Raw genomic sequence first — 24666 nt, forward strand, 5'->3', positions numbered from 1 at the left:
GTTAAGAAGGTATTATGTCTCAAGATGATAAGTTAGATGCCTCAATAACTATTGAATATGATGGTGTAGATATTGATAAGCTCACTAGGTACGGCGGGCCTCGTTGTGGTTACAGGCCTATTCGTTCTGAACTCAAAGCAACTCCACCTGTAAAAAATGTAAAGCCTGATGGTGAAAAGCCATCTCCTCCCAAAAAAGATTAGCTGCACATAGGTATTCAAGGGCCCTATATGGGCCTTTGTGTCTACCCATTTACTACTGTCTATTCTTCAAGCGCCGTTAACGTCCATCCATAGTTCGTTGCCTTCACCTTCGAAGCCTACAACGTACTGAGTCAGGAATTTCTCTAACTCTTCTTCTTGTCGTATAGCCTCAAGTTTCTTAGCGACTGAATCCATTTGAGACAGCCAGTAAGCCACTGCCATAGCCAAGGCGTCTAACCTATCGTCATGGCGAAGTGAGCGTTAGTCGTGATAACTGGTAGAACAGTGAGTATTTTAAGTCTTGCTCACACTGCTCAAGGTCTTCTGTTATTACCTTAGGGTCAATTACAAGTCTGTTCTGCATCAACACAGGTTCAAGTTTGTCTACGATGCATCACTCTTTGTGTACGCTCTGTCTTTTTCATTATTTCTTCCTAGAGTGTGGGTTTCAAATGTACAGTTCCAATAAGCCTTAGAAGCTACTTTAGCAGACGATAGACGCTGGCTCTTCCAATGCCTAGCTCTTGCGCTATCTCTGTCGCCCCCATACCGCTTGCCTTCAATCGCTTTACTTCCTTTGGGTCAATGCTAAGGCCGCGACCTTTATACTTGCCCTTGAGCTTGGCTTGCTCAATGCCTGCCATTTGACGCTCTTTGCGTATATTTGTTTCAAACTCAGCGAACACGCCAAGCATCTGCAAGAAAGCCTTGCCGCTCGTAGTGCTCGTGTCGATATGCTGGTCAAGTATCTCAAGCGAAGCGCCTTTGTCTTCAAGCGTCTTAACAATTGTCGTTAGGTCGTTTACGTTACGTGCAAGCCTGTCGAGCTTCCAGACGACCAGCTTATCTCCTTGTCCTACCATTTCCATTAGGATGCCTAAGACATCACGTCCACTGGTGGTCGTCCCTGAAGCCTTTTCATGGAGTATGATGGCGTTTGGATAAGCCTTCCTGAGAGCCTCCTCTTGAAGCGTTGTGTTCTGGTCTAGCGTTGATACTCGGCAGTACCCGAAAGTGCTACTCATGGCTTCTCCTTGTGTCTCGTTAGGGTCTAGAGATTTGGATAATATTGTCTCGTATAATTTTAAGCCAACCCTTATGAGACACTTTATTACTGTGTCGTATGGGTATACTTTAAGAGACTGGTTGTAAATAAAGGGGTATGGGGGGGGAATTTGACAGTTTGAGTTGTATTAAGCTCCCACAGGTTTTAGCTGGTTTTTGAACTTGTCTCCTACTAGTAAGTGCGCAATGTAACAGGGTAATATAAAACGGTTAATCTGTAACTTTCACTAAGGCTCAACATGCTTTTAAAATTCCTGACTTACTTCGCTACTTTTCTATTTGGACTTGGCTCTGGCTACTTGTTATTGGTGAATGAGGTTTTCGGGGATGAATTTACTCCCAGTAATTTTTTATCTACGGAAGGTGTGAGTTGGACAGACGTCTTATCATCAGTTAGTACATTATTGACTTTCATTGTTGTCACTGTGACATACACAAAATGGAAGGAGATAAAAGTAAAAGAAGACGCCTATGATTTAACCAAAGACTATTTGCGCTGTCTTGGTGATATTGCCGAAAAGCTAGACGCATCATATTACTATTTTGACAGTTGCGTCCCTCAAGCTGGCATGTTTGTACTCAATAAAACTCAGTCCGATGATTTGCTAATGAAAGGCTATGACGCACATTCATTACTTCGATTAGATATTTATCGGCTAGAGAATATTAAGAAGGAGCTCAGGTTTTGGGGAGTTTCATTAAAAGGAAGGCTCAAGGCCGACCATTTGGATATCATTAAGAATGCAGAAGATTTCCTACTGGTTCATAACATCCTTGGTAGACAAATTCAGAACTTTTATAAGGGTGATGAATTGCAGGAGGAAGGTATTAAAAGGATGAGTAGAGAGCTTAAAAGATTGGGTGAGCTATCGGTTTCTTTGCAGGAAGTATTTGGCGAGCGCTTAAAGTCAAATTACAATGACTGTTTCGATTTTACAACTAGTAAGTTGTGAGCGTGATATGTTGAGATGCCTTGTGATATGGTACGAAATACTGGTACGATTAAGAAAAATGGCGACAATAAAGTTGTTTATAATCAATGATCTAGCGATATTATCTGGCATCAAGAGTTCGAATCTCTTGCTCACAGCCATTATTCTTAAAAAAGACGTCTACGACGTCTTTTTTTTCGCCTTTAATTTATCTTAGCTACAGCTATTCTCCTACTATTCCTAAACCTCAGAAAATATCACAAAACGTATTTATTGCCGTCTCTAATGAGATTACCTAAAGTCAAGCTGTGTGCCACTCCTTCTTGGAGGTTGAACTTAAAAAGATTGAGTCTTCACTTAATAGCGGCACAGGAGCTTTTCGGCCAACTCCAAGAAGAGATGGAAAGCTGTGCAACTCAGATTGGACGTAAAACTGAGCAACTTCGGATCCTTGAAGAAGATATTCTTTCTTTAGAGAAGAAAGTTCGTGAAATTGAAATTGAAATCGAAAAGCTTTACGAAAAGCATAATGTATCGAAAGAGAAAAGCGATTTTATCAATGAGTGTGATGCAATTGTAGGATTACTCAACCAGTTTATTGTGAGAATGCGGAAAAGCAATTTTCAATTCTGATTTTAAACTGAGTGATGACACCTGAGTTGCTCGCCTGGTTAACCCAGCCAGGCCCTGAGATTTTGCGAGCCATGCTGGTTGGAGGCAATTGGCAATACCGATCCCGAGCATGTCCTGTCTAAATTGGTCATTGAAGCTGACCAAACCAGTATCCAGCGAGACTAGAACGCAAAAACTTGAGTCTCTCATGCAAATCCATTTGATCCTCTTACAATAATTTAGCGTACCATATTAGCATGTTGATAAACTCGTTAGTTCGATGATGAAGAAGATGATGAAGAAGTTGATAGCACAACATCGTGTCGCTCGGCGGTGCTTCTCTAAAGGCCCCGTTTCAGCGGCTTATGAACTAAAGGTGAACGCGGGGGAGGTGCGACGAGATGACGCTCAAGTTGCTCTGGCGGCAAAATTCGATTCCCTGTACGAGTTTCTTGCCTCGCTCCCACCAGTACCCGTACGCACCGACGATCCTACAGAGAACAGCTGTACAAGCAAAAATCCACTTTTACTGCTATTGGCGCGATCCCTGGCATCCGCCCAGTCCTTTCTTCGAAAGAAACTCCATTTGTGGTTTTTTTGTCCACCACCGCGAGGCATGTACATTCATGGAACGGTTGGGGTAGGCAAGACCTTTCTAATGGATCTCTTTTACGCGTCGGTTACTGATGATTTTTGTTGTAATAATGACAGCCACAAACACGCAAAGATTACCAAACGCCGCGTCCACTTTCATGAATTCATGCTAGACGTCCATCATCGAATCTTTGTCTATAAACAGAAGCACCCACGAGGTGATGCGACTCCCATCATTGCGCAACAATTGGCACAAGAAGCCCAACTCCTCTGTTTAGATGAATTTCAAGTGACAGACATTGCAGATGCCATGATTTTGAAACGACTATTTTCACTATTACTGGATTGGAATGTCGTGGTGGTGGCCACATCGAATAGATCTCCCGATGCCTTGTATGAGGGAGGCATTAACCGATCCCTTTTTTTACCATTCATCGACATGTTGAAACGCACGTCCGACATTATTTCCATGGAGGATTCAAGCAAGGATTATCGACGCGAACATCGAGCGTGTGGTCAATCCTATTTTTGGTCAAACAAGGATGTTCATGGAGATAATAATACTAATAACAACATACAGGCGAAGTTGGAAGAAATATTTGGTGGCATTGCATCCGGAACTGAGGCCGAGATTATTCCCGTCCTATTTGGTCGCACCGTCCAGGTCGCCCGATTGAATGACCGTTGCGCTTGGTTTGATTTTTCCGAGTTGTGCTACCAACCGCTCGGTGCGGCCGATTATATTTCCCTCTGCTGCCGATTTCCGGTCCTCATCATAGAACGGGTTCCCCAATTGAACGCCAAGCACCTTAACGAAGCGCGACGATTCGTGACCCTCATTGACGCGTGTTATGAATCTCACACCCGCTTGGTGCTGGCGGCACAAGTCCCGCTCGACGAATTGTTTGTCAATTTTGAAGCGCAAGTCGAAAGCTGTGATAGAGATGAAGAATTGTTTGTCAATGACAAGGGGGGAAACTCGAGCTCTTTTGCGACGACCATGATTCGCACCAAAGATGGGAAATATTTCGAGTGGTCAGCGACGGGTCGTGTTGGTGTGTCACTAGCACAATTTTCGGCCGCAAATGATCTCGCCTTTTCCTTTAGACGAGCCGCGTCTCGGTTGAGAGAAATGGGTGGAAAGGAATGGGGACGACAATGACGAAAGGTCTTTACATTGCAAAAAAAACACTAAAATGAATGACACCGCATGTTTTTCGCTCAAATGAAAGAATAATGTTAACAAAATCGATTTCACCCCATGTTGCACCACGTACTTCACCAGAACGAGCAACCGTTAAAAATGCGACCACGCAGACGACTAGCAGTTTCATTCTTTTCAAGCCAGATCGGCTGAAGCACTTCAAGTATGTGTGTTTTATTAATTTGATTGACAGAGAGATGACCAATAATAGGGAATGCGTATTGCTCTAAGCTTCAGCGCCATTGAGCTTAGTAACAGCTATTCCCAAGTTGCTTCTTTTTCTGAAAGCGTAAAACGTATATCACGGCCATCAGAACACATCTGCATAATTGAGTTAGGGGAGCCGTCTTCGTTTAGGCTTACTAAGCTAACGCCCGAAGCATTTAACAGTCGCTCACCATCGGATGCTGTTTCTGGCTTATGGGGGATGACTTTCATGCTGCGACGTCGGGTGAACCAGTTTAGAGGAGATCTAGGCGAATAGAGCCAACGATTCAGACGATCGAATACATCTAACAATTTCCCCGGAAATTCATTTTTTAGGCCGCTGCTGGTTATCTGCCACAAATCAGGCCCACGCTTAACTCCGCGTAGCTGTATGTCATAAACAAATGAGTAATGCACATCACCAGAGAGTATGACGAAGTTCTTTGGCGTTTTATTGTGACGAAACATGTTCATGAGAGTATACGCAGAACCAGGATGAGCCATCCAGTTTTCTGCATCGACCATTAAGGGCTTGCCAAACCAAGTAAACACACGTTGAATACTTTCAATAAGCTTTACGCCAAAAATGGGGGCGGGAGACACCAATACCACGGCTTCAAGACCTTTTAATTGATGCTGTAAGTCTGTAAGTGCTTCCCAATCCATTAGGCCTGAAGGGTTTTCAATGGATTTCTCAGAACGCCAGCGCTGCGTTCGTGTGTCCAGTACCACAAGAGGAGGCTCTGTTTGCCAAGTGTAATTCCACTCAGAAAATCCAAGAAGCTCTTGCACTAGCTCATCATGGTCGGATTCACCCAAATGATTGAGCGCCAATTGGCAGTTATTAAGAAGTTCCTTAGGAAAAGATTCTGGGCTATTGCCCCAACCTTGGCAAAGTAGGTAAGCAAATAACGCATTTCCAATAATACGCGTAGAGAAAGGGTGGTTGTAAGCCGTTTTTTCCCATGCTGCTGTTAGGTTCCAGTCGTCGGTTACATCATGATCATCAAATATCATGGCGACGGGTATGTGAGCCAAAGCACGACGCACTTTCGGCAACCCTTTCGCAAATTCTTTCAGTATGACAACTTGCTTTGCAAAACTGTCTTTTTGCTCCTCTGATAAACCAGCAGGCTCCATCCAACTTGTGTCTGTAAATGCGATATCCCAGCCTGTAGGTGACCAGACAAGCGCATACATAGACAGCATTTCAGCTAATGATATCAAATGGTTGTGGGCAGTGTCGGTGGTAAAAACCGGTTTACGGACACCACCAAAAAACTGTTCTATTAAGCTTCTATTGGTATCATTTTCTGGAAGAAGTGACTCCCTTGCATAATAATGAGGAGAGTCCGTATGAAGTTCATCCGAGTTATCAATGTCAATGCAGTCAAAAGCTTCTGCACGTATTCCCAAATGTGGAATTAGCTGGTGAATAACACAAAGCAGAGGAGCTGCGACATCGTCAGCGTATATTTGATCACCACTCATCATCAAAACACTAGGCCATTCTTTTGGATCAGTATTTTGTAAGAGTGAATCGACTCTTAATAAGCCATCTTGACTTGGATGATGTGGTTTGCGGCAAGAGCCATGTAGGATGTTTTTGATCTTAGGCTGCAACACGAAAAAGGGCAGTTTTTGCCCCGGATAAACAAGATCCTCGGCCCATTCACTCCAACCTGTATCATTAAGTCGTAGATCGTAATGAATAGGGCATTGAGCTGGTAAGGCGGTGTCTAAGGGAATGTCCAGTAGTTGAATATAAAGGTTATCACCCACTTTAAGTTGGGTATGGGAATCCGCAACTTGCGTGCTTTTATAGGTAAAACGCATCTTGTCATCTTGAAACAAGGTTAAGTCAACCACTACGGATTCAGTTGTCATCAACCAAATGGTTAATCGCTCTGTGGTCATTCTTCGTAATAGCGGACCAGCCAATACCTGCATATTTCCCCTTACACGCGATCTTATTGGATGCTTTTATAGACATCCAAACATAATGCGCTACTGTGAAAGTAAAAGCTCAGCTTGCTCGAAAACCACAGGACGACCTTCTTTTGTTGTCGAGGTAACCGTCATTCTGGCTGAAAGCATTAGCTGATGATCTTCAGTTCTGTGAACGGTTTGGATAAAGGCGAGCTTGAGCTTGGAAATGCGCTCAACGCTTGTTTCGATATAAAAAGCATCACCGCTTTGCAGCGAGCGTTTATATTCTAACTCCGCTTTTATAAGCACGAGGTGAATGCCTCGCTTGGTTATTTCAGCGAAATCCAAGCCACGTGTTTTAATATATTGATGTCGAGCGTGTTCTAGGTAGTTTTGATAGACCGAATTGTTAACAATACCCTGCATATCACATTCGTAATCACGCACTTCGAAATGAGTGCGGTATCCATGCTCGATATGATCCTTCATTGTAATACCTTGTTTCTTAAAATTATTCGTGATGTGCGATGGCGTTTTTGCCTGACCGCTTTGCGTATAGCAGATAGTGCTGAGAGCGCTCCACCAGCTCTTTAGGGCTTTCATCACCAAATAGCGTTGCAACACCAATTGAAACGGTAACCTGTCTCAGTAAAACCTTAGTATTTTTATAACGTATCTTTTGAATAGAAACTTCATGGCGTATGGATTCAGCAAGTTGAGCTGCTACACTCAGCTCCGTTTCGCTGAGCAGCATAGCGAACCTTCCACCTTCTATGCGCGCTAAAAAACCGCTTTCTGGTAACATACCAAGCAACACTTTGGATATATACCTGATTAACGATGTTCCTGCTTTTTTCCCATATTCTTCGTTAACCTTTGCAAGGTTATCAATATCAATCAGAAGCAGAGTTAAATCATCTTCAGCATAAGGAACTAATGAGAAGAGCTTTCGTTCAAAGCCTTTTTCATTTGCCAATAAGGTCATTGCATCGAGTTCTGTATTCCTTTTAACATCAGACAACTCGGCACGAAGTGACGCCAATTCCTCTTGAGCGGAAACCAAAGATCGGCCAAAGCGCTCGATTGCTTGATTTACTTGAAAGGCACCTTGTTCAAGAGTGGAGGCAAGCTGTTCAATTTGTGATGGGGTGGTTACCTCATCGATCGCCTCTTTCGTCTTCTGCAAGTGAGACTGAAAGAGACCAATATCTTTAGATATATCAGTTGTGTTTGTTTCTAAACTGCTTGTAAGGTTTTTTAAACGTGCACCTTGGGCATCTGTCTGCTGGAATTCTTCAGGTAATAGGAATTCAGTAAAAAGCTCTTTCGAGACAAATGCCGGTAAACTACCAAAACGGCGCAATGAGCGATCTACTAATTGATTCAGTTTAGGATTATTGTTTGAAGCGTATTCGTACCAAATACCATAATTAAAAGGCGTTGGAGGAATATCCAGCTTAACCATAAGCGGAATGGCTGATCGCATTAGCTTATTGGCTTGCTTTGTGGTGTGTTGAAACATCGGAACCTCTACTGCCATTTGCTACCGCTAAGACGTCCCATTTCATTAGGGGTAATGCATTATAAAAGAGCGTTGAAATCACTCATAAACATTCTGGCTTCGACTAAAAAATAATATTCGTGTTTCCAGACCCTTGAAAACACGAAACATAGTAAATCTAACAACAAAGAATAGCTATCTTAGCCGCCCTTAAATTTACAAGAAAATCCTTCTTTTTCAAGCAGCTCTTTGATTTTTTGACGGTTATCACCTTGTATTTCGATGTGACCATCTTTCACTGCACCACCAGTACCGCATTGTGCTTTAAGCTTTTTTCCAAGCGCCTTTAGTTTTTCTTCTGTTAAAGGTAAACCGGTAATAACTGTAACACCTTTGCCTTTTCGACCTTTCGTTTCTAGGGCAATACGTACGTTACCATCACCCACAGTCATTTCATTCTTGCATTGACAGTCTGAGACCGGGTTCTCGCACTCAGAACAAAGACGACCTTGGTCTGTCGAATACACTAAATTTCTTTTTTTCACGTTCGTTCATTCCCTCTGAGGTCATTGATAAGACACATTTTACCATTTCCTTTTTCCGCTATCAGTGAAAAATGTAATATTCAGCATTTATTCAATATCTAAACTAAGATAAACAGTATGAGTCTGATGATATGTGCTGGCTATGAAAAAAATACTTAAGATACGACAAGCTACCGAAAATGACCTTAGAAGCATTTTATTATTCGAATTTCGCAACCGAGATTGGTTTTCAAAATTCATTCCTCAGGAAGCATTGCGGCAGCAAACTCAGATTTACTTCAAACGTTTACTCAGAAGTGACGTTAAAAAATTTCAATACCTAGTCTGCTTACCCAATGATGTTCTTATTGGGCGCTTCAGTGGTCAGCTCCTAGACCAGGGCTGCCTAGAGGTGTCTTATCGCATCGCCAAAAACTTTACCAACCAGGGAATTGCCAAATATGTGCTTAAAAACCTACTACTAGTATGGGCAAGCGATGGCATCAATGAAGTGTACGCTCAAGTGGCCGATCATAATGCAGCCTCCATAAGAGTACTGACAGCATGCGCTTTTGAGCTGCAAGAGATTCAACAAAATTCGATAAATTTAGCAGGCGATATACACGATAGCCATGTATATCGCTGGTCAACCACAGAAGACATCATACCTTTGTACATCACGCCTGGTAGCGGTAGTTCGACAATTTATCTAGAACATTAGTGATAGCAGGGCTCAAAGGTGCATTAATAACCAAACGTTCAAGACTAATAGGGTGTGTAAACTCCAGACTCGAAGCATGGAGCATCAAGCGAAAGTCCTCCGGCCATAGATCTTTCACTACTTTGTTGATGTGACGACAGCCATAACAAGAATCCCCAACAAGTGGGTTTAAATGATGCTTAAAGTGCCGACGAATTTGATGCTTACGGCCTTGTTTTGGCGATACTTCAACCCAGCTGAGACGCATGTTGTCATAACGACTGACGGGGACTGGCACTTGATATTGTTGAAGACGCGTAAACTGTGTTTCGGCTTCTTTTTCAGTGCCTTCAATTTTAAATCGAGATCGACCTTTCTGTTCGTTTAATTTTGCCAGAGGGTAGTCGATAACACCTTCCGAATCACAAAAGCCTCGAACTAAACAATGGTAAGTTTTTTGCGTGGTCGCTTCTACAAACTGGCTAGAAAGGCGTCTTGCTATTTCTGGGCTAAACGCCATAACCAATACACCCGAAGTGCCTCGATCAAGGCGATGAATAGGAAACACCCATTGCCCCGTCTGGTCTCGAAGCCTTTGAACAACGGCATCTTCTTCGTCTTTAGCTAAGTTTGTACGATGAACAAGTAAGCCTGCGGGCTTATTAACAACGACAAGGTGTTCGTCTTGAAACAAAATATCTAGAGTCATTAATCTTTATCTATAAAAGAGGTAATTTTATCCATCGCCATATCGGCTAAGGTTTGCATTGCTTCATCACTGGTTCCAAAAAATCCGCTTTCATTACGCTTTCCTTATTTATATCTATTTAACACTGTCTAATAGTGGTTCTAAATATGGCAATATATTTTGTAACACTACAGGTTGACCCGCTTTATTGGGATGTAGGCCATCGTTTTGCATTAGATCCTTGTTCAGAGCGACCCCTTCAAGCATAAAGGGCACATAGGCGAGGTCGTATTTGGTGGCGATGTTCTTGTATAAATTAAAGAACATTTCAGTATAACGTTTGCCATAGTTTTGCGGAATTTGGTTACCAATCAGTAACACAACCGCTCCAGTTTCTTGAGCTTGCTCAACCATTTTTTCTAGATTTAATGTGGTCTGATCTAAAGGGTAACCACGTAAAGCATCATTAGCGCCAAGCTCTAATATTACCAAGCTTGGTTTGTGCGTGGTTAGCAGATCGTTAAAGCGTGAAAGACCGCCTTGGGTTGTTTCACCACTAACACTGGCATTAATAATGTCTATTTCAGGATGAGATTGTGAAAGTTGATTTTTTAGTAAACTAACCCAGCCATCTTGTTGTCGTAAGTTATATGCCGCACTAAGGCTATCCCCCATAACCAGTAAAGTGGATGCCGAAGCGAACGAACTAACGAACAAGAGAGTCAATATTGCAAACCACTGTCTTATTTGTTTTTTTAACATATCAAACCTTTTTAGAGTGAATCACTATGGATAGAAACACCGCGATTAAAGTATCTAATTTAACTCATACCGTGACGTCGAATACAGGAGATTTAACCATATTGAAAGGAATTAATATGGAAATCAAAGAAAGTGAGTCTGTGGCCATAGTTGGTTCATCTGGCTCAGGTAAGTCAACGTTGCTCGGTTTATTGGCCGGTTTAGACGTCAACACCTCCGGCGATATCTTTCTATATGATCAAGAGTTCTCTAATCAATCCGAAGAAGAAAGGGCGCTGGCTCGTGGTCAATACGTTGGCTTTGTGTTCCAGTCTTTCCATTTATTACCAAGCTTACAGGCTATTGAAAACGTCATGTTACCGGCCGAGCTGAAAGGCGATAAAGAGGCGCGCAAAAAAGCAGAAGTTCTGCTGGAGAAAGTCGGCTTATCACACCGTTTAACGCATTATCCTAATCAATTATCTGGAGGCGAGCAGCAACGAGTTGCCATTGCACGCGCTTTTGCTTCAAACCCTAAGGTCTTATTTGCTGACGAGCCAACAGGGAATCTTGATGAAGAAAACGGCAAGCTTATTATCAAATTGCTTTTCGATCTTAATCAATCCCAAGGGACAACATTGGTCATGGTGACGCACGATAATGAGTTAGCCAAAATGTGCGATCGTCAATTGGTCATGTCTGCAGGTCAACTAACGGAAAAAGCCTTATGAGTTTTGCCTTTCGTCTAATGTTCAGAGATATCCGCAGTGGCGACTTGCTGACGCTGTTGTTGGCTTTGGTAATATCAGTAAGCACAGTGACTTCGATAGGTTTGTTTGTCGATCGTTTACAACTCTCTTTTGAAAAAGAGTCCGCTAATCTACTAGCGGCTGACCGCTTAATTCGCTCAGACGATGTTATATCGCCAGAATGGGAGCAAAAAGCGAAAGAACTCTCTCTTCAGACCGCACAAAGAACGTCATTTACCACTATGATGTTTGCGGATAACTCGCTTCAGCTTTCACAATTAAGCGCCGTTACCGATAGCTATCCGCTTAGAGGCGCCTATCTAATCGATGATAAATTATTCGGTACTGGGCGTCGTTCTGTTGAAACACCAAAGCAAGGCGAAGTATGGATATCATCACGCTTAGCAAGTTTGCTAAACGTTAAGCTTGGTGATCAGGTTGAAGTGGGTGACCAACCCCTAACAGTTACCCAATTTCTAGTACGAGATCCTGGTTCTAGTGCATCGGCTTTCGCTATTTCACCTAGAGCCGTGATGAACATGGCTGACCTTGCAGCTACTAACGTCATCATTCCGGGTAGTCGAGTGCGATACTCTTTGTTATTGGCTGGAGATAGGGCGTCTCTCGATGAGTATGAAGACTGGATTACGCCACAACTAAATGAAAGCCAACGCTGGCGAACACCCACACAACGTGGCGAACGTATCGGCGACACCATTGGCCGAGCAGAGTCTTTTTTATTGCTTGCTGGTACATTAGCGGTTGTCATGTCAGGGGTTGCCATGGCATTGGCTTCGTCTCGTTTTGTTAAACGTCATTTGATGCAAGTGGCCATTTTAAAAACACTTGGAGCCACGCCGAAGCAGTTAGGAAGGTTGTTTTTTCTGCAGCTATTTCTGCTATTTGTCGCCGGCGCTGCCATTGGTTTAGGCATTGGCTGGGGTATACAAGAAATCATTGCTTCGCTGTTGTCTGGCTTAATGTCGACAGCACTACCAGAGCCTTCCATTGGTCGTTTGTGGCTGGGAGTCGCCACTGGATTCATTTCAATGGTGGCTTTTTGCCTACCGCTTATGTCACACCTTATCAAGATATCGCCTTTGTCGGTGTTACAGCCAAATGCAAAAATTGAATTTAACTCTTTTGCTATCTATGCCATTGGCTTTGTCGGCATGTTCGGTCTGATGTGTTTGTACACCAATGGTTTTCTACTGCCGAGCATCATGACTGTGGCTATTTTGGGGATCGCACTTCTTGTCGGCGCCATTGGTTGGCTAGCGTTCAAACTAGGGCGTTCATTAACCTCAGGTGCCACGAGCGGCTGGCAAATTGGTCTTGCCTCTTTATATCGAAGACTGGTTCCTAACCTATTTCAACTCTTGGTGTTCACTCTTATCATCATGCTTACCTTGATTCTGACCGGTGTCAGATCAAACTTGATTGCCGATTGGCAGCAACAACTGCCGGAAGATGCACCAAACCACTATTTGTTCAACGTGCAAGCAAATCAGATTGATCCTATTAACGCCCAAACCTCTAAGTTAGGCGTGAAAGCATCGGCTTGGTATCCAATGGTCCGAGGCCGTGTAACTGAGGTTAACAATGAATCTGTGCAATCTCTTTACCCTGAGGAAAGAAATGAGCCTGAGCTTTACGAGCGCGAGCTTAACCTAACTTGGTCAGATACGCTTGGAGAAGGAAACGAATTGGTCGAAGGCGATTTTTCAGCACCCGGTCTCTCTGTAGAGCAAGAGGCGGCGAAAGAAGCCAATTTATCCCTAGGGGATGAGTTAACGATTAACATTGGCGGCAACCTTGTGACCTTACCCATCACCTCGATTCGAACCGTTGATTGGGGATCAATGCAGCCTAACTTTTATTTGATTCTCCCCAAGAGTGCGCTAGAGGATTATCCAGCAAACTTTGTCAGCAGCATGTTCATCAGTGATCGTGAAGCGCAATCTTTTTATCGTGCTATGGCTCAGTATCCAACAGTGTCTATCTTAAATGTGGGCGATATTTTGAGACAAATTCAAGCCATCATAGGCCAGTTATCCAAAGCCATTCAGTTGGTACTCTTTTGTATCTTGAGTGCTGGGGTCTTAGTGCTGTTGGCCAGTGTCCGCTCGACATTGCAAGAACGCCTCGAAGAAGGCGCGCTACTGAGGGTTCTAGGGGCCAGAGCCGCATTAGTAAGACAAGCTCTTTTGGTTGAATTTGGTGCACTGGGATTTTTCGCAGGTTTGATTGCCGCTATAGGGGCTGAAACCTGTTTGTTTGGTTTGCAGGTATTTGTGTTCAATACAGAAGCAAGCTTCCACCCATTGCTTTGGCTATTAGGACCAGCTATTGGTGTTTTAGTGATAACAACCATTGGTGTGTTTGCCAGCAGAACCGTTCTAAAAGTGCCACCCATGCTACTGCTGCGTGGGTTATAATGTAGGCCATCTTGGAAATACATTAGGCTGTATAAATGTTTGTAGAAAAAACTGGCTATATTGTGAGTCGTCATACCCGTGATATTGACGGCCACATTGAAATGAGCCTTTTTATAAAAACACCGGAAGGTACCGTTAAGGTTCTTCCGGATAGACAGCTTAGTGTATTTTTTACGGATGCGCCGATTGACAAGCTTCCCACCGATGTTACTGGTATTCACTGCTCGGCATCCGCCTTAAAGTCATTTAATAATGAGCCTGTTACCTTGGTTCAAAGCAACAGTCTGTTGCTTCACCAACAAATGATTAAATGGGTAAAAAGCAATGGCTTTGCTGTTTTTGAAGAAGACATCAAAGCCCATAACCGCTATTTAATGGAACGCAACATACGTGGATCGGTACGTTTTATCGGCATTCCTGACGCCAGTCATCAAACATTTCACCAAGCGCGAGTGATAGCAGGGGATTGGCAACCCGATTGGAATGTTTGGTCACTCGACATCGAAACCTCTGTGTCATCCAATACTTTATTATCTATTGGCATTACATCACGAGATTTGCGTGTTGCCTTTGTGGTAACTAGCCAAGAATCAGTGTCTTCACACATTTATCGATTTAATGATGAAAAAAGCTTATTGCTGGCGTTTATTCGTTACGTGAAAAAGCATTCCCCTGATATTTTTATTGGCTGGAATCTCATCGGCTTTGATTTACAGTTTATCGATCAACGCTGTCAGATACTTGGTATTCGCCCCACGTTTGGGGTAAACGGTGAAAGTTGGAATATTCGCTCTTCCGACAATCAAGGTAAATACTTTGCCAGTATTCCTGGTCGAGTTGCCTTAGATGGCATTACGCTTCTGAAAGTCGGCGGATATCATTTCGAATCTTACAGCCTGAACAATGTCAGTAAGGAAATACTCGACGATGGTAAACTGTTACAGGGTAGCGAACGCTGGCAAGAAATAGAGCGCCTTCATAAAGAAGATCTTCAAGCCTTTGTTGCTTATAACTTACAAGATTGCGATCTTGTTATGCGTATATTCGAGAAATTGAAACTCATCGAGCTGCAACAAACTCGAGTGGATTTAACAGGCATTCCGTTTGAACAAACAGGCGGTTCTGTGGCAGCGTTCGAAAATTTATATTTACCCAGATTGCATTCTGCTGGGTGGGTGGCTCCTGCATGGCGAGATGATGACTTTGTTGCGAGTCCTGGCGGCTTCGTAATGTCATCTATTCCTGGGCTTTATAAAAATGTTTTAGTGTTCGACTTTAAAAGTTTGTATCCCAGCATTATTCGCACATTTCACGTTGACCCATTGGCTCGTATCAGCGCCCAACACTCAACCAGTTTCTCCAGCCAAGATAACGCGCATACCACGCAATTGGTTCCAGGGTTTTTAGGCGCCCGTTTCGATCGACAACAAGCCATTTTACCTTCTTTGGTAGGTGAGCTCGCTCAAGCGCGAGAAGACGCTAAGCGAGTGGGTAATAGCATCTTAAGTTACGCAATCAAGATAATTATGAACTCGTTTTATGGCGTGCTGGGGTCAAACGTCTGTCGTTTTTATCATGCCGAACTCGCAAGCTCGATAACCATGCGCGGTCATGAATTATTAGGCCGAACTCAGGCTTGGATGGAAGAGCGTGGCGCGAAGGTAATATATGGCGATACGGATTCACTCTTTGTCATACTGAACGACGAACTAGAGAACCCTCAGAAACAGGGCGAATATTTACGTGATGAAATCAATGCCTGTTTAGCTAACTGGTGCAAAGAATACGCTCAGTTAGACTCCCACCTGGAATTAGAGTTTGAGCGTGTCTATGAACGGTTTTTTATGCCAACCATACGAGGACAAGAAGAAGGCAGCAAAAAACGCTATGCCGGTAAATCAAAGGGAGAATTGGTGTTCAAAGGATTGGAAGCCGCCAGAACAGATTGGACACCCTTGGCTCGCCAATTCCAACGAACTTTATTTGAAAAAGTATTTAATGACGAAAACCCAATTAGTTATATCCAAGAAACCATTCACAAATTAAGGGCAGGGATTTATGACGAGCAGCTGGTTTACAGTAAACAACTAAGTCGGCCCTTATCGTCTTACACAAAAAACAAGCCTCCTCATGTAAGAGCGGCCGCCATAATTGATCAGAAAAGAGCAGAGCAGGGACTTCCTTTAGAATACAACAAAGGAAGGAAACGTGTTTATTACCTTTACCAGCGTACAGGTGTCGTGCCTTATGAAAGCAGTGATGATCTGGTTGACTTGGATTACGAACACTATATAGAAAAGCAGATTGAACCGATAGCCGACAGTATACTGCCATTTTTTAAAACCAACATGGCGAGTCTACTGTCACAACAAATTTCGTTACTGTAAAGAGGCGCTAGAGCCTCTATAAAACTATACGCGAATACCAAAAAACCGCTCCGTATTGGCTAGGGTTATTCCGACTAATTCTTCAACCGAAATATCTTTTAGTCTTGCAACTTCCTCCGCTACCCAAGGCAAAAATTTGGGATGATTCCTTTTTGGCCGTGGACGAATGTTGCGAGGCAACAAATAAGGAGCGTCTGTTTCTAAAAGCAACCTATCTAAAGGAATATGTGGAATGGAGGCTTGTAAATCTGCACCTCGACGTTCATCGCACACCCAGCCAGTAATGCCAATGGACAAGCCCAGCGCTAAATAGCGATCTAATTCTTCACGACTGCCTGTAAAGCAATGGATAACAGATTTCTGAGCCAAGCTAGGTGACTTTGACAGTATTTCAACCATTTCGTGATGAGCATCTCGCTCATGAAGGTAGAGAGGCAGGTTAAATTCACTCGCCAACTCAATTTGCTCACCAAACGCATAGCGCTGTTGTTCAGGCGTCGAGTAATTACGGTTGAAATCCAGACCGGCTTCACCAATCGCAACTGGTTTTGCCTTGTTGATGAGACAAGAAAGCTCCGATTGACTTTGGGTATTCCAAGTTTTCGCCTGATGGGGGTGGCAGCCTAACGTATTCCATATCACAGAATGTTTAGCGCTCAATGTTTGAACAAGCTGACTTTCTTCCAAATCCGAAGCTATGCAAATCATACCTTTCACACTGGCTTGCTGCATATCTGCAATGGTTTTCTCTAGGTCATCCATAAAGTATGAATGGTTAATATTTACTCCAATATCAATCAAAATGCCCCCATTTCTCTCGCATCTTTTAAGCTCTTCACATATAACTCCCTAAGAGTCTCCTGTGTTATTTCTTGATTAGCCAAGTGCTCAAATGGGATTTTTGACCACTGACCAGCCTCATAGGCTTTGACGATTTTCAATACACTACCTAGGTTGCCTTTTAAATCCAGCAATGCGATCTTAATATTATCTTCTAGAGGGAGATCTTTAAGTAATACCCCTAACTCTTCATCTAAGAAGCTAGGCAAATAGGAAAAAAGCCCTACTAAAAAAGCCCCATCTAATTTGGGAAATAACAGCGCAGAGACGTTACTGCAAAAACAGGCCCTAGAAAGTGCCATGGTAAATAGACAAGCTGGCTTTCCGCTGACACTTCCCAGCATGACAAGACTAACCCATTTGATTAAGTCTCTTATGCCAATAATTTCAATAGCTCGTTGAGCATTTGAGACATTAAAGTGGCTACGATACATAACAGAGTGAGTCAGTTTAATAATTCGGTAAGTAAGCGTTGGATCACGCTCAATACATTCTGCTAGCCTTTTCAGTGAAATCTCAGGCTTTTTCAACTCTACCAATAGGTCTATCAAAATAGCCTGATAAGCCAATATTCGTTTGCCTTTAACGGACGTCATTTTGTGTATGAAGTCTCCGCTAAACTGGCCCATTGGGAACCTGTCCTGTAAAACAGAATACTGTTCTGCTGTTTCTACTCTATTGATCCAAACTGTTTTAAGCTCCAAAAGCGGTGCATCTAGACGGGCTATCACCTCATCAATCGGCATTCGGCTTAATGAGAAATGTACATGCGTGAATATATTAAAGAACTCTACTGAAAAGTCTGAGGGAGAGGGGTTGGAGATACCCAATACATGGCCTTGTAAACGTAAATCTGACAGAATCTCAAGATTGGCCTGCGTTAATTCAGTCGCTTCTAAAAAAAACACTGCATGAATGTTATTTTGTAATGGTAAAACCTGAAGTTCGTCTAAACTAGTCTTTATATAGATGGTTTTTTGTTGCGTTATTTCGGTAATATTAACATCGACAAACAAGGAACTTAAAAACAATGAATCGTGAGTATCTGTAGAGGTTTTGGGGTGCAGTATATAATACGCAACAGTAGCCGAAGCTTGATTTACAACTGCTTTACGGCAGAAAAGTATGTCGTTATTACTCATTGCACATCCTTGAAAGAAGAGTTATCGCAAAAAAAATACTGTAACCATCAGCTGAATACAATATCATGGTTAAATTGATTAACGCCTAAAAATTAAAATGTTTGGAGTAAAATATGGCAAGCATGCTAGACGCTGTAGACCAAAGAACCAAGTTAGTAGGTGAAAACCGCTTGGAACTGCTCATGTTTCGCCTTGGCGGAATGCAAATGTTTGCAATAAACGTTTTTAAGGTTCAGGAAGTCGTTATGCTTCCAAAACTGAACTTAATGCCGCATCGACATCCTTCTGTAGCGGGCGTTACGCATTTTCGTGGTAGAACCGTTCCAGTAATCGATTTGTCAGAATCGATCGGTATGAAACCTATCGATCGAACTCAACCCTGTAATTTGATTGTCACGGAATACAACAATACCGTTCAAGGTTTCATGGTGGGTGAAGTAGACCGCATCATCAACATGAACTGGAATGAAATTTTACCACCACCAGATGGCACAGGACGACAACACTATTTAACCGCGATCACTAGAGTGAACGATCGAATAGTAGAAATTATTGACGTTGAAAAAGTGTTGGCTGAGATCTCTCCTTATGACAGCACCGTTAGCGACCATGTTATTGATAAAGATTTGCTAACTTTGGCCAAAGGTTTAGAAGTATTGGTTGTGGACGATTCTTCTGTGGGTTTGGCTCAGTGTCGTTCGACATTGGATTTCATGGGGATCAAGGTTCATGAAGCGACCGATGGAAAGCGCGGACTTGAAAAACTGAAAAAATGGGCAGATGAAGGGGAAAATGTTCCAGAGAAATTGCTCATGATGATCACCGACGCCGAAATGCCAGAAATGGATGGTTATCGTCTAACTCGTGAAGTTCGAGAAGATCCTCGCCTTAAGGACCTTCACATTGTTCTTCATACTTCGTTAAGCGGTAGCTTCAACAAAGCTATGGTACAAAAAGTTGGCTGTGATGATTTTCTGTCTAAGTTCCAACCAGATAAATTGGCAACCTTGATTCAAGACAGAATTCGAAGCGTCGTTACTCAGGAATAATTACTAAATTGACGGTTTAACTATCAATCTTAGTAAATTAAATTGATCCAACAATGAAGCGGACTCATGTCTGCTTTTTTGTTGGTTTTCACCATGGCTAGGAAGGGTGTTTTATCTTATGCCAACCATAGAAATGATTTTACTGTTGCTCTTTATCGGAGCGACATCTGGTTCTCTTGCCGCCTTAATTTCTATCGCTCCCACTCTTATTGCTATTCCAGCACTCTATTTCTTTTTGCCTATCTTTGGGTATTCATTAAATGAGTTCATCTTACCAGCAGTAGCGACTTGTATAGCTGCGTTTATACCGACACATCTTTTTGCTTGGATAAACGCAATGAAGCAAGGTGACGTGGATTCAGACAACCTAATTCGCTTTTCACCTGGAATAGCATTAGGCGGCGTTATTGGCGCTCAACTGCTCTCGATAATCAGCTTCGATGTATTCAGAATCTGCTTTAGTATGCTGGTGGTTATCACAATTATCGGCATGACGTTTCGCTCATCACTGACAAAAATAAAAACCATTCCTATGACCAAAAGCGCCGCATTACCAATAGGTTTAATTATTGGCACCTCATCCGTCATCTCTGGACATTGTGGCAATGTGCTCGCGTACGTTTTAGAGAAGGTGAACACGACGAATAAGAAGTTGAGCGCGGGGACGATCAGTGGTTTTGCTGTTTTTGCGTCCATTGCCGCACTGATGGGTTTTATTTTTCCTGCAAAAGCATTTAAGAGCATTGAGCTATCAGGTTTTGCCGGAGCCATTCATATTCCCTCTATGTTAATACTAGGAATGACCCATTTTATCTTCTACTTACTCTGCCGTGGTCGCGGAAATGACCTTGATAAAAAAGTGCTTTCTATTGGCTTTATTGTCTTTCTCGCTTGTTCATTAATTCGCTTATGGGTTGGTTGACCCAACAACATCAAGCAATGACAACATGGTGAAAGTAAAGAATCGCGTGCAGTAAAACTTGGTATTTCCATTATTGCCCCAATTTAATGGGTTTATAATAAACCTGAGATCAAAATCAAAAGGTATCACATGCATAACTATAGTAATTACGGTGTTTTGATGATGAATCTGGGAACCCCAGATGGGTCTGAGTCATCCGATGTTCGCCGCTACCTTAGAGAGTTTCTATCAGACTCGCGAGTAGTCGACCTCAATCCTTTAATTTGGCAGCCGCTACTCAACCTCGTCATCTTACCTTTTCGCTCGCCTAAAGTGGCAAAAGTCTACCAACAAGTTTGGATGGATGAAGGGTCGCCTTTATTGGTATTGAGCAATCGTTTAAAAAACAATGTTAAAAAAGCCTTATCTGACAAGGCAGGGCACACAGTTCCTGTTGAGCTGGCAATGACCTATGGCAATCCAAGCGTTGAGTCCGCTGCAAAAGCCTTAAGAGAACAGGGCGTTAATAACATTATTGTCATCCCTATGTACCCGCAATTTTCGTCGACGACAACCGCTGCGGCCTACGATAGAGTCATGTTATCACTGAAAAAATGCCCACACTGGCCATCTCTTCAGCTTTTGCATGATTATGCTGATCACCCTATGTACATTAAAGCGCTCGCGAACTCCATACGTGATCAATGGGACAAACAAGGCGAAAGACGACATTTGGTTTTATCTTACCATGGCATACCAAAGCGCTACGTGACCAATGGTGACCCTTATGCTCGCCGCTGCGAAAAAACCAGCCAACTGGTTGCTGAAGAATTAGAACTAGGGGATCACGAATGGACACATGTCTATCAGTCCAGATTTGGTCGTGAGGAATGGTTGAAACCTTATGCCGACGCAACATTAAAGGCACTTCCTTCAATGGGCATTAAGAAAATCAATGTCATTAGTCCAGCCTTTTCTATCGACTGCATCGAAACACTTGAAGAGGTTACTCTAGAGCTTGGAGACGAATTCAAAGACAATGGCGGCTTGGCATTTGATTACATTCCAGCATTGAATGACACACCTGATCACGTGGCGTTATATGTCAATTTAATAGAAAAAAACACACAGCAATGGTCGTAAAATGTCGATAAATAATCACCAGATACAAACAATTGCCTTTGATGCAGACGATACTTTATGGCGAAACGAAGACATTTTCATAAACGCTCAAAGTGATTTTATAAGCCTACTTTTGCCATACCATGATGAAGCTTATGTACGCTCGCATTTGGCCGCTGTACAGATTAAAAATTTAGAGCACTTTGGTTATGGCATTAAGGGCTTCACCTTATCTATGATTGAAACGGCCATTGAGTTAACTGAAGGGCGCATTACGGGCACAGAAATTCATCAAATCATAGAACTGGCGAAACGTATGCTGGCGTCCCCAGTGGAATTATTACCAGGCATAAAGAAGGTGCTGTCTGAGTTAAAGGGGCAGTTCAATTTATTCGTCATTACAAAGGGCGACTTGCTCGATCAGGAGAGCAAATTAGCTCGATCGGGTATTGCTGACTACTTTGATGCCATAGAAATTGTCAGTGATAAAAACTCAGAGGCGTACGAACAAATACTCAAACGCCACCAGATTTCAGCAGATAATTTTCTGATGATTGGGAATTCATTAAAATCGGATATTTTACCTGTATTGGATCTTGGCGCCCGCGCCATTCATGTTCCGTATCACAGTACTTGGGAGCACGAAGAAGTCTCCGATGAGACGTTATTGCAGTATCCGCAACTCATCAGCTTAACGAATATTTCACAGTTAATGAGTTGGTTAGGCTTAAAAGATCACAACTCCATAACCAAAAACGATAAGGTGGTATCATGAAGTATTTCAAATTACTGATCGTAACGTTTTTTCTAATATCCACGTCCGTACAAGCGGATGAATCTACGTTCGATAAGGCGAAAGCTGAAACTAAAATATTATGGGATAAAACCAAATCCACTACCTCTGAAGTCATAGATAAAACCGCAGAAAAAGCTTCTGAAATTGGTGAGAGAGCATCAGAGCTTGGAAGAAAGACTTCTGAAGGAGCCAGAGAAACAGGAGCTACTGTTTGGGAAAAAACCAAAGAAGTTGGCAACGCAACGGCCGATGCTGCACGCGCAGGTGCGGCTAAAATTAGGTCATTAGCAGACGGCAAAGAATGCCAAGAAGACAGCGCAACCTGTTACAAGAACAAAGAGTAAAGCAGTGAAGGAAGACGATCGTAACAAAACCACATCCAATAACTGGGAACAAGAGTTCCTAGAGCAGGATGATGCCCATATTACATCGGCAAAAGTACGCTATCGTTGTCCCAAATGTGAAAGCTTATTAGTTTTAAAAAAAGGCGCTAATGGCGAGTTTTGGGGCTGTGAATCCTATCCTAGCTGTGATTACACCGCCAATAATGAACAAGGAAAGCCTGTTAGGGCAAAGCGTTACCTTTGCCCAGCCTGCCAATCCCCATTGCGAAGAAAAGTCTTCAAAGACAACGCTTTTTGGGGATGCTCTAATTACCCAGATTGCAAGGTGACAGTAGAGGATGACAATGGAACGCCATCCAGTACAAAAAAATATCCTTGTCGTGCCTGTGGCCATTACTTAGTGCGTAAAAAGAGCAAAAATGGATACTTTTGGGGCTGCATTACTTACCCAAAATGCACTAACACCCTGAATGATGATAAGGGCTTACCAGTCCTAAAGAAAAAGCGCTAACCGCATTCATCATGAATAGCTTTGGGCGATATTCGTTAATGCATCGTCCACATTGTCAAATTTAAACTCAAACCCTCTTTCCTCAAGCCTTTGCGGAACAATCTTTGCTCCTTCTGTGAGCAAAGACGACATTTCACCTAACATCATCGCCAACAACCATTTAGGCGTAGGCAAAAGGACAGGGCGCTTTAACGAACGAGCATAACTCCTAGCAAAGTTTTTTTGCTCAATATATTGTGGAGCCACCATGTTATAAGCGCCGTCAAAAGTCTCATCTTGCATTGCGTGACAAATAGCTCGTACCACATCGTCTATATGGACCCAAGGAAACCATTGGTTGCCGCCAGCAATAGGACCACCTAGCCCTAACTTGAATGGCAAACGCATTTTTTCTAATGCGCCTCCCTTGCCTAAAACAACACCTAAACGGTAAATCACGACACGAGTTTGTTGGCTTGAAAAGCCATTGGCCGCATCTTCCCATGCCGCACATAGATCATGGGCAAAACCGGACTCAGGCGTCGTGTCTTCATAAAAAGTGGCATATGTTGCCTTTCCATAAAACCCCACTGCGGACATAGAAATCAGAGTTTTAGGCGGATATTGCAAGGCGTTTTTAATGCTATTCGTCAAAGTGACTCGGCTGTCAAAAAGTTCCTGTTTACGTTTTTTGCTCCAAGGTTTATTGGCAATACCTTCACCCGCCAAATTAATAAACACATCAAATGCCACATCTATGTTTTTTAAATCGTTTACATAGACCTGTTCAACGCGTGAGTCTAGCGTTTGGCTTTTGTTCCTCACAAGCGCGTAAATCTGATGGTCTTCTTGTGATAAGGTGACAAGCAGTGAGCGACCAATAAACCCTGTCGCACCAGATAGCAAAATTCTCATAAAGCCTGTTCTCGTTATAAGTGAGCAATAAACATACGTACAAAAAAAGAAATAGGATCAATAACTTCCTGATACTTCAGAATAGATTGTATTTCACAAAATATATGCAGAAGATGGTAAGGTTTTTTGTTCTGCACCTTCTTTTTCTGATATAGGATGGCTAAAATGGGGAATCGAGAAACATTAGGTATCAAAATGCTACGCAAAGAATACGATCACATCATACTTCTTGCACACGGAAGCCCTGATCCTCTTTGGAAACAGCCCTTCGAGTCGCTTTACCAGCAAGTATCATTAACTTACGGGAAAAATAACGCGAGTTTAGCCTATATGGAGCTTACCACTCCCTCCTTAGAAGAAGTTATTGCCACATTGGGAGAAGAGGTTAGAACAGTTGCTGTATTGCCACTTTTCTTAGCGGTTGGCCGACATTTAAGACATGATGTCCCTGCACAAATCGCCGCTTTGCAGAGCGATGCCCTGCAGATAGAACTATTACCTCCAATTGGAGAGGATGAGCTAGTAAAGCAAGCTATGCAAACTGTCGTAGCCAATCATTTAGGTAAGGTTTAAACATGGTATTAGTTTTCGAT

General features: G+C 42.7%; 27 protein-coding genes and 1 pseudogene. 16 read left to right on the forward strand and 12 right to left on the reverse strand.

Annotation, left to right across the window (positions count from 1 at the left end; translation table 11 throughout):
* The first annotated feature begins 14 nt into the window (after positions 1-14).
* Entirely contained in the window at positions 15-203 is a 189-nt protein-coding gene (locus C1X04_RS09410) for a hypothetical protein (protein ID WP_137169759.1), read from the forward strand.
* Between the two features lie 66 nt (positions 204-269).
* Here the strand turns inward: C1X04_RS09410 and C1X04_RS18455 are convergent, their stop codons facing one another.
* Together C1X04_RS18455 and C1X04_RS09415 are read right to left on the reverse strand one after the other, a co-directional pair.
* Positions 270-431, reverse strand: coding sequence for a hypothetical protein (locus C1X04_RS18455; RefSeq protein ID WP_175404920.1), 162 nt, complete (start codon positions 429-431; stop codon positions 270-272).
* 251 nt (positions 432-682) lie between these two features.
* Positions 683-1228 carry a recombinase family protein gene (locus C1X04_RS09415; protein ID WP_137169760.1) on the reverse strand — a complete coding sequence of 182 codons (546 nt, stop codon included), beginning with the start codon at positions 1226-1228 and terminating at the stop codon, positions 683-685.
* A 279-nt stretch (positions 1229-1507) separates the two neighbouring features.
* Between C1X04_RS09415 and C1X04_RS09420 the strand changes: the two genes are divergently transcribed.
* From C1X04_RS09420 to zapE, 4 genes and pseudogenes are all read left to right on the forward strand, one after another.
* Complete coding sequence (locus C1X04_RS09420) at positions 1508-2221, forward strand: hypothetical protein (protein WP_137169761.1); 714 nt, start codon at positions 1508-1510, stop codon at positions 2219-2221.
* Between the two features lie 264 nt (positions 2222-2485).
* Positions 2486-2833 carry a hypothetical protein gene (locus tag C1X04_RS09425; protein WP_217494960.1) on the forward strand — a complete coding sequence of 116 codons (348 nt, stop codon included), beginning with the start codon at positions 2486-2488 and terminating at the stop codon, positions 2831-2833.
* Positions 2818-2995: pseudogene (locus tag C1X04_RS18460) on the forward strand (TraI domain-containing protein); the annotation flags it as partial. The gene C1X04_RS09425 and the pseudogene C1X04_RS18460, both read left to right, overlap by 16 nt.
* A 109-nt stretch (positions 2996-3104) precedes the next feature.
* On the forward strand, positions 3105-4568 hold the full coding sequence (gene zapE, locus C1X04_RS09430) for a cell division protein ZapE (RefSeq protein ID WP_217494961.1): 1464 nt from the start codon (positions 3105-3107) through the stop codon (positions 4566-4568).
* 10 nt (positions 4569-4578) lie between these two features.
* Here the strand turns inward: zapE and C1X04_RS18465 are convergent, their stop codons facing one another.
* From C1X04_RS18465 to yciH, 5 genes are all read right to left on the reverse strand, one after another.
* The gene (locus tag C1X04_RS18465) at positions 4579-4740 is read right to left on the reverse strand and encodes a hypothetical protein (protein ID WP_175404921.1); all 162 of its coding nucleotides are present in this window, start codon (positions 4738-4740) and stop codon (positions 4579-4581) included.
* A 128-nt stretch (positions 4741-4868) separates the two neighbouring features.
* Positions 4869-6767, reverse strand: a complete 1899-nt coding sequence (locus tag C1X04_RS09440) for an alkaline phosphatase D family protein (protein ID WP_137169763.1) — start codon at positions 6765-6767, stop codon at positions 4869-4871.
* 57 nt (positions 6768-6824) lie between these two features.
* Entirely contained in the window at positions 6825-7235 is a 411-nt protein-coding gene (locus C1X04_RS09445; protein ID WP_110572552.1) for a thioesterase family protein, read from the reverse strand.
* Positions 7236-7257: 22 nt separating this feature from the next.
* The gene (locus C1X04_RS09450) at positions 7258-8211 is read right to left on the reverse strand and encodes a GGDEF domain-containing protein (RefSeq protein ID WP_254682242.1); all 954 of its coding nucleotides are present in this window, start codon (positions 8209-8211) and stop codon (positions 7258-7260) included.
* Positions 8212-8447: 236 nt separating this feature from the next.
* On the reverse strand, positions 8448-8792 hold the full coding sequence (gene yciH, locus C1X04_RS09455) for a stress response translation initiation inhibitor YciH (RefSeq protein ID WP_137169765.1): 345 nt from the start codon (positions 8790-8792) through the stop codon (positions 8448-8450).
* A gap of 142 nt (positions 8793-8934) precedes the next feature.
* Between yciH and C1X04_RS09460 the strand changes: the two genes are divergently transcribed.
* Positions 8935-9492, forward strand: a complete 558-nt coding sequence (locus C1X04_RS09460; protein ID WP_137169766.1) for a GNAT family N-acetyltransferase — start codon at positions 8935-8937, stop codon at positions 9490-9492.
* Here the strand turns inward: C1X04_RS09460 and C1X04_RS09465 are convergent.
* Positions 9449-10180 carry a pseudouridine synthase gene (locus C1X04_RS09465; protein ID WP_137169767.1) on the reverse strand — a complete coding sequence of 244 codons (732 nt, stop codon included), beginning with the start codon at positions 10178-10180 and terminating at the stop codon, positions 9449-9451. The genes C1X04_RS09460 and C1X04_RS09465 overlap by 44 nt on opposite strands.
* Before the next feature lie 114 nt (positions 10181-10294).
* The gene (locus C1X04_RS09470) at positions 10295-10921 is read right to left on the reverse strand and encodes an arylesterase (protein ID WP_110572562.1); all 627 of its coding nucleotides are present in this window, start codon (positions 10919-10921) and stop codon (positions 10295-10297) included.
* A 26-nt stretch (positions 10922-10947) separates the two neighbouring features.
* Here C1X04_RS09470 and C1X04_RS09475 point away from each other — a divergent pair, with 26 nt between their 5' ends.
* The 3 genes from C1X04_RS09475 to C1X04_RS09485 are packed head-to-tail and all read left to right on the forward strand — an operon-like array spanning position 10948 to position 16474.
* Complete coding sequence (locus C1X04_RS09475) at positions 10948-11631, forward strand: ABC transporter ATP-binding protein (protein WP_137169768.1); 684 nt, start codon at positions 10948-10950, stop codon at positions 11629-11631.
* Complete coding sequence (locus C1X04_RS09480; protein ID WP_137169769.1) at positions 11628-14087, forward strand: ABC transporter permease; 2460 nt, start codon at positions 11628-11630, stop codon at positions 14085-14087. Before C1X04_RS09475 ends, C1X04_RS09480 begins: the two co-directional genes overlap by 4 nt.
* Before the next feature lie 35 nt (positions 14088-14122).
* A complete protein-coding gene (locus C1X04_RS09485; RefSeq protein ID WP_137169770.1) occupies positions 14123-16474 on the forward strand; it encodes a DNA polymerase II in 2352 nt (783 codons plus the stop codon).
* 24 nt (positions 16475-16498) lie between these two features.
* Here C1X04_RS09485 and C1X04_RS09490 read toward each other — a convergent pair whose 3' ends face one another.
* Entirely contained in the window at positions 16499-17275 is a 777-nt protein-coding gene (locus tag C1X04_RS09490) for a TatD family hydrolase (RefSeq protein ID WP_137169771.1), read from the reverse strand.
* Entirely contained in the window at positions 17272-18456 is a 1185-nt protein-coding gene (locus C1X04_RS09495) for an EAL and HDOD domain-containing protein (RefSeq protein ID WP_110572572.1), read from the reverse strand. Before C1X04_RS09495 ends, C1X04_RS09490 begins: the two co-directional genes overlap by 4 nt.
* Before the next feature lie 113 nt (positions 18457-18569).
* On the opposite strand from C1X04_RS09495, the gene C1X04_RS09500 reads away from it, so the two are divergent.
* The 6 genes from C1X04_RS09500 (at position 18570) to C1X04_RS09525 (ending at position 23179) form a co-directional block, all read left to right on the forward strand.
* Complete coding sequence (locus C1X04_RS09500; protein ID WP_110572574.1) at positions 18570-19505, forward strand: chemotaxis protein CheV; 936 nt, start codon at positions 18570-18572, stop codon at positions 19503-19505.
* 118 nt (positions 19506-19623) lie between these two features.
* The gene (locus C1X04_RS09505) at positions 19624-20427 is read left to right on the forward strand and encodes a sulfite exporter TauE/SafE family protein (protein ID WP_137169772.1); all 804 of its coding nucleotides are present in this window, start codon (positions 19624-19626) and stop codon (positions 20425-20427) included.
* 129 nt (positions 20428-20556) lie between these two features.
* Entirely contained in the window at positions 20557-21549 is a 993-nt protein-coding gene (gene hemH / locus C1X04_RS09510; protein WP_137169773.1) for a ferrochelatase, read from the forward strand.
* A gap of 1 nt (position 21550) precedes the next feature.
* Positions 21551-22303: an HAD family hydrolase gene (locus tag C1X04_RS09515; protein WP_110572580.1), complete on the forward strand. Its 753-nt coding sequence runs from the start codon at positions 21551-21553 to the stop codon at positions 22301-22303.
* Positions 22300-22668: a hypothetical protein gene (locus C1X04_RS09520; RefSeq protein WP_245926963.1), complete on the forward strand. Its 369-nt coding sequence runs from the start codon at positions 22300-22302 to the stop codon at positions 22666-22668. The genes C1X04_RS09515 and C1X04_RS09520 overlap by 4 nt, the downstream gene beginning before the upstream one ends.
* A gap of 4 nt (positions 22669-22672) precedes the next feature.
* Positions 22673-23179, forward strand: coding sequence for a type I DNA topoisomerase (locus C1X04_RS09525; protein WP_110572584.1), 507 nt, complete (start codon positions 22673-22675; stop codon positions 23177-23179).
* A gap of 9 nt (positions 23180-23188) precedes the next feature.
* On the opposite strand, the gene C1X04_RS09530 is transcribed toward C1X04_RS09525, so the two are convergent.
* Entirely contained in the window at positions 23189-24073 is an 885-nt protein-coding gene (locus C1X04_RS09530; RefSeq protein ID WP_137169774.1) for a TIGR01777 family oxidoreductase, read from the reverse strand.
* A gap of 165 nt (positions 24074-24238) precedes the next feature.
* Between C1X04_RS09530 and C1X04_RS09535 the strand changes: the two genes are divergently transcribed.
* Entirely contained in the window at positions 24239-24646 is a 408-nt protein-coding gene (locus tag C1X04_RS09535) for a sirohydrochlorin chelatase (protein ID WP_110572588.1), read from the forward strand.
* Positions 24647-24666 lie beyond the last annotated feature (20 nt).

The sequence above is a fragment of the Marinomonas sp. FW-1 genome (assembly GCF_005222245.1).
Classification (GTDB): domain Bacteria; phylum Pseudomonadota; class Gammaproteobacteria; order Pseudomonadales; family Marinomonadaceae; genus Marinomonas; species Marinomonas alcarazii.